This is a genomic window from Mesorhizobium sp. M4A.F.Ca.ET.050.02.1.1 (genome assembly GCF_003997725.1).
Classification (GTDB): Bacteria; Pseudomonadota; Alphaproteobacteria; order Rhizobiales; family Rhizobiaceae; genus Mesorhizobium.
In genome coordinates this window covers 1-3,592 of the sequence record NZ_RZSG01000625.1, presented here as the reverse complement: position 1 = coordinate 3,592, position 3,592 = coordinate 1, and the positions used below count along the sequence as shown (strand labels likewise).

At 62.5% G+C, this 3,592-nt stretch carries 5 protein-coding genes and 1 pseudogene; 2 read left to right on the top strand and 4 right to left on the bottom strand.

All coding sequences use genetic code 11. The annotated features are described in order from the left end of the window. Together EOA33_RS28185 and EOA33_RS28180 are read right to left on the bottom strand one after the other, a co-directional pair. Positions 1-391 (bottom strand): annotated as a pseudogene (locus EOA33_RS28185) (dihydropyrimidine dehydrogenase); the annotation flags it as partial. A gap of 113 nt (positions 392-504) precedes the next feature. Then, a complete protein-coding gene (locus tag EOA33_RS28180; protein WP_127407133.1) occupies positions 505-1,239 on the bottom strand; it encodes a gamma-glutamylcyclotransferase in 735 nt (244 codons plus the stop codon). A 174-nt stretch (positions 1,240-1,413) separates the two neighbouring features. On the opposite strand from EOA33_RS28180, the gene EOA33_RS28175 reads away from it, so the two are divergent. Further along, positions 1,414-2,193 carry a VOC family protein gene (locus EOA33_RS28175; protein WP_127400538.1) on the top strand — a complete coding sequence of 260 codons (780 nt, stop codon included), beginning with the start codon at positions 1,414-1,416 and terminating at the stop codon, positions 2,191-2,193. Between the two features lie 9 nt (positions 2,194-2,202). Here EOA33_RS28175 and EOA33_RS28170 read toward each other — a convergent pair whose 3' ends face one another. After that, the gene (locus EOA33_RS28170) at positions 2,203-2,820 is read right to left on the bottom strand and encodes a hypothetical protein (RefSeq protein WP_348628267.1); all 618 of its coding nucleotides are present in this window, start codon (positions 2,818-2,820) and stop codon (positions 2,203-2,205) included. A gap of 67 nt (positions 2,821-2,887) precedes the next feature. On the opposite strand from EOA33_RS28170, the gene EOA33_RS28165 reads away from it, so the two are divergent. Further along, entirely contained in the window at positions 2,888-3,280 is a 393-nt protein-coding gene (locus EOA33_RS28165; protein WP_127407132.1) for a DoxX family protein, read from the top strand. 25 nt (positions 3,281-3,305) lie between these two features. Here the strand turns inward: EOA33_RS28165 and EOA33_RS28160 are convergent. Next, the coding region (locus EOA33_RS28160; protein ID WP_145989318.1) for a glycine cleavage T C-terminal barrel domain-containing protein at positions 3,306-3,592 on the bottom strand (287 nt) is incomplete at its 5' end.

The following is a 3,592-nucleotide window of genomic DNA, read 5'->3' as shown; positions in this document are numbered from 1 at the left end:
TCTCGGACATGGCGACGTCGGTTGCGTAGCGCTGCAGCCGGCCGATCTGCACCGGCTTGCCTTCCGCCACCTCGCGCACGCAGACTTCCTCGCACAGCGTCTCGGTCGGGCAGACGCGGGCACACATGCCGCCAAGGATGTTTTGGTCGAAAATGGTCTTCGCCGAGCCGAGCGGATTGCTGGTCGAGATCTGGCGGATGAACAGCGGAATGTCGATCGAGGTCGGGCATGCGTTCATGCACGGCGCGTCGTAGCAGAAATAGCAGCGATCGGATTCGACCAGCGCCTCGTGATGGTCGAGCGGCGGGTGCAGGTCGGAGAAATTGTCGGCATATTGCTCGGACGACAGCCGGCCGCCGGCTATGCCTTCCTTGAAATGACCAGTCGCCATTCCGGTTCCCCTTGTCTTGTTTTAGGGAAGGCTAGCACGTTTTATTTTTTTATCAATTGGTCAATTTTCGACCAAGTCGCTGAAAAGACACGATAAAAACATGATAATTGCACTCATGTTATAACGAGCGCGGAAGGCTCGAATGGCGCAGCGCTTTCAATACCGGGGCCATGGATCGACCTGATCTCGTCCGCGACCAGTTCCTGCAGCCGCCACAGATTGCGGTCATGGATGCCGAACGCCTCGAGATGGCTGACTGTGTTGTAGAGATACTCGGCTCCGGAGCCGACATGGCCGCAGGCGCGGGCCAGCACATGCGCCACCGTCTCGAGCGGCTGCCCAAGCGAGGTGCCCCTGCCGGTCACCCCGACCCAGAAGCCCAGCGCCTTGAGCGGCCCCTGCGCGGTGCGCACCGGCACCCAGCGGACCGAGGCGATGCTTTCGTGATCATCTATCTCGCGCCGCAGCAGCCTTTCGATCTGGGCAGGCTTGTCGCCGTCCGGCAGGCGATAGATGACGCCGTCGCAGCGCCCGCCCCGTTCCAACGCCATCATCAGCCCCGGCTGCTCGACGCTGCCGCGCCAGCGCACCATGTCGAGGCAGAACGACCGATGCCAGCCATGGGCCGAGGCGCGCTGCTGCTCGACGGAATCGAAGGCCGGCTTCCAGATCAGCGAGCCATAGGCGAACACCCACAGCGGCCCTTCGTCGGCTTCGCCTGACAGACGCTGGGCAAGCGAGCGGAAATCATCGTCGTTCAATTGCGTCCAGCTGCCGTCCGGACCTGGATCGGCTTCCTCCCGATGACAGAGCGCCACAAGCTCCGGCGTGAGCGACATCTGCCGCATGGATCGTGATCCCCTCATTGACGGACAAGCAAAGGCGAAAACCGCATGGCGCGCAAGATTGCAGTCACAGTGCCTTGCCGCCGTCGATTTCCGGCCCATGTCGAATTCCTGTCGTCGGATCATCCTAAGATCGATCACGAGACAATCAGATGGACAAACCCAAGGAGCATGACGATGCCGAAATCACCGATGCCGTTCTTCTGGTACGAATTGATGACCACCGACCTCGACGCCGCCGAGGCCTTCTACACAGCCGTTGTCGGCTGGAAGGGCCAACCCTTCGATACCTCGCCCGGCATGCCGCGCTACATCGTCATGAATGTTGGCGAGCGCGGCGTCGGCGGCTTGATGACGCTGCCCGAGGATGCCGCCAAGATGGGCATGCCGCCGGCCTGGCTCGGCTATATCCACACCAAGGATGCGGATGGCGCGACGGCGTCGCTGAAGGAGGCGGGTGGCTCTGTCCACCGCGCGCCGGACGATATTCCGGGCGTCGGGCGCTTTGCTGTCGTTGCCGATCCGCAAGGCGCGACCTTCATGTTCCTGCAGCCGAACCAACCCGATCAGCCGCCGGTGCCGGCGGGAACGCCAGGCCACATCGGCTGGCATGAGCTCTACACGACGGACTGGAAAGCGGCTTTCGACTTCTATGCCGGCCAGTTCGGCTGGACCAAGGCCGGTGACTTCGACATGGGCCCGGCCATGGGCATCTACCAGGTCTTCGCTTTTGGCGGCGACCCTGTCGGCGGCATGATGAACAAGCCTGAGCAGATCCCGGTGCCAGTCTGGCAGTTCTACTTCAACGTCGCCGCCATCGACGCCGCGGCCAAGCGCGTGACCGACAATGGCGGCAAGGTCATCATGGGGCCGATGGAGGTGCCCGGCGGGGATTGGATCGTACAGTGCACGGATCCTCAAGGCGCGCATTTCGCGCTCATCGCGCCAATGCGGTAGGCGACCGGATCACTCCGGCGTCAGCACCGCCACTTTGAGGTCGGCCTTCTTGCTGCCGCTGAGCTGGACGGTGGCCGGACCGGCCGACAGCTTGAAACGCACGCTCTTGCGAATGCCCGGGCAGGTCTTCACGCCGCTGAACCCAGCCGACTTCACGGCGTGGCCGTCCTGCACGATATCGATCCAGGCCTCATCCGACAGGCTGACCTGGAGCTCTCCTTCCGGCGGCACGACGATGCTTGCGGTCGCGCCGAACGTGCCGGCTGCCGGGGCACGGTCCGGAGGCACTTCAAAGCTGATCGTGTCGACCGCTGCGAGCGTGAAATCCATCGCCTGGCCGACCGTCAGGGCAGCGCCGGACTGCGCGGCCGGCGCTGCCGCAAACAGTGCCTGCTCGCGCGCCACCGGCCATTTGAAGGCATCACAGCCGCCCTCGGCGGCCATGGCGAAGCTGGTGCCTGCAAGGATTGCGAACAGGCTGATGACGATTGTTTTCATGGCAAGGGGAACTCGGATGGTTGGCGTACCGGCATCAATACAACCATAGCGATATTTATGCAACCATGAAGAGAAACATTTTTGGGAGATGAAACCGTTTTCACTCACCGATTGTTGAAGGCAGGGCATCGGAAGTGAGTGGTCCATTGTAGGGCGATATTTTATGGCCAGGCGGGGAGGCAAAATGGAGTTTTGGATGAAGCTTTTCGAAGGTTTTTCCCAGTACCGGCCACAGGCGCTCGGGGTGCTGCGCATCGTGACTGCGCTGCAATTCATCGAACATGGCACCCAGAAACTGTTCAATTTCCCCGTCGGCGAGCACGCCGGCGCCTTGAGTGGGTTGCCTCTGGCTGCCGGCATCCTTGAATTCGCCGGCGGCATCCTGCTCGCTCTCGGGTTGCTCACCCGGCCGGTGGCGTTCCTTCTCGCTGGCGAGATGGCGATCGCCTATTTCATGGCGCATGCGCCGCGCGACTTTTTCCCGGTCAACAATGGCGGCGACGCGGCGATCTCCCTCTGCTTCATCTTCCTCTATCTCGTGTTTGCCGGTGCCGGCGCCTTCGCGCTGGACAACCGCCGCAACGCGTAACCCTGCCAAAAGAATGCGCGCCCGGTCAGGCGCGCATCCTTTCGAAATTCGCGTCGAACAATGGCGAGGCTTGTGTTCGCGCCGCATGGCGCTTGCCGAGTATCTCGATCTCGAAGCCGTCGCTCTCGTCAGCGATCTCCTTCGGCACATAGCCCATGGCGACCGACTGTTTCGCGTGATGCGCGTAGCCGCCCGAGGTGACCCAACCGCGCACGACGCCATCGTACCAGATCGGCTCGTCGCCGATGACATCGGCGTCGTCCGCTTCGACGATGAAGGCGCGCAGCCGCAGCTTGCCGCCCTGCTTGCGTT

Coding starts and splice junctions, on each gene's coding strand:
- EOA33_RS28180 (WP_127407133.1), bottom strand. CDS start 1,239: ATGCGGCAGATGTCGCTCACGCCGGAGCTTGTGGCGCTCTGTCATCGG.
- EOA33_RS28175 (WP_127400538.1), top strand. CDS start 1,414: ATGCCGAAATCACCGATGCCGTTCTTCTGGTACGAATTGATGACCACC.
- EOA33_RS28170 (WP_348628267.1), bottom strand. CDS start 2,820: ATGCCCTGCCTTCAACAATCGGTGAGTGAAAACGGTTTCATCTCCCAA.
- EOA33_RS28165 (WP_127407132.1), top strand. CDS start 2,888: ATGAAGCTTTTCGAAGGTTTTTCCCAGTACCGGCCACAGGCGCTCGGG.